The sequence below is a fragment of the Burkholderia sp. Se-20378 genome, from assembly GCF_017104665.1.
GTDB classification, from domain to species: domain Bacteria; phylum Pseudomonadota; class Gammaproteobacteria; order Burkholderiales; family Burkholderiaceae; genus Burkholderia; species Burkholderia lata.
Map to the genome: position 1 here is coordinate 1 of NZ_JAAGPG010001144.1, position 835 is coordinate 835.

The 835-nt window shown below is 68.5% G+C and carries 1 protein-coding gene; it reads left to right on the plus strand.

Translation table 11 applies throughout. From position 1 onward, the window contains the following. Positions 1-691, plus strand: a 691-nt coding sequence (locus G3N93_RS40650) for a type II secretion system F family protein (protein ID WP_206135591.1), incomplete at its 5' end; no start/stop codon positions are given. Positions 692-835: the final 144 nt, after the last annotated feature.

The following is an 835-nucleotide window of genomic DNA, read 5'->3' on the forward strand; positions in this document are numbered from 1 at the left end:
TGTCGCGAGCACGATCGCCGGCGCGATCGCGGCGATCGTCGCAGTGAAGCTGATCGGGCCGCCGGGCTTCCTGCGTCCGCTGATCTACGTCGGGTTGCCGCTGGTCGCGATGCGCGCCAGCTACCGTGCGCTGGTCGAGCGCTTCCGGATCCGCTTTCTCGAAGCGTTCCCCGACGCGATCGACGTGATCGTGCGGGCCGTGCGCGCGGGCATTCCGGTCACGCAGGCAATCAGCATGGTCGGCGACGGCGCGGCCGAGCCGGTGCGCGCGACCTTCCGCTCGATGGGCGACAGCCTGCGCGTCGGCGCGGATCTCAAGGACGTGCTGACGCAGGCGGCGGACCGGCTGATGATCGCGGACTTCTCGTTCTTCACCGTCTACCTGCTGCTGCAGCGCGAGACGGGCGGCAGCCTCGGCGAAACGCTCGACGAGCTGTCGAGCATCATCCGCACGCGTCGCGACATCCGTCTGAAGACCCGCGCGCTGACCGCCGAAGGGCGCATCACGACGAACATCATTTCGGCGGTGCCGTTCGTGATGATCGGCGCGTTGTTCCTCGTGAACCGCGACTACGTGATGCTGCTGTTCACGACGCACCCGGGGAACACGATGCTGACGATCGCGGCCGGGTTGCTGACGGTCGGCCTGCTGGTGATCCGCAAGATCTCGAAACTGGATACCGCGCGATGACGATGTCGATACTGGCCGCCCGTGGCCTCGAGTTGCTGTTGTTGCTCGGCTGCGTCGCGGTGGCGCTCGCCACGCCCGGCGGCGGCACGCGCCAGCGGATCGCCATGCGCGTGCGGCAGGCTGCCGGGCAGCATCCGCCGGCAT